1 protein-coding gene is annotated in these 229 nt (G+C 36.2%); it reads left to right on the plus strand.

Annotation, left to right across the window (positions count from 1 at the left end; all coding sequences use genetic code 11):
• Positions 1 to 229 (plus strand): methyl-accepting chemotaxis protein (locus tag ELQ05_RS08245; protein ID WP_243832742.1); only part of this gene is annotated, 229 nt, incomplete at both ends.

A 229-nucleotide genomic window follows, 5' to 3' on the forward strand; every position in this document is an offset into this window, starting at 1 on the left:
TCTCAAGCTCAATCTTTAGAAGAAACTGCTGCAGCTTTAGAAGAGATCACTTCTTCTATGCAAAATGTTTCAGTTAAAACTAGTGATGTTATCACTCAATCTGAAGAGATTAAAAATGTTACAGGTATTATAGGTGATATTGCAGATCAAATTAATCTTCTAGCTTTAAATGCTGCTATTGAAGCTGCACGTGCTGGAGAACATGGTAGAGGATTTGCTGTTGTGGCTG

Source organism: Campylobacter sp. US53, assembly GCF_004378995.1.
In the GTDB taxonomy this organism is placed as follows: Bacteria; Campylobacterota; Campylobacteria; order Campylobacterales; family Campylobacteraceae; genus Campylobacter_D; species Campylobacter_D jejuni.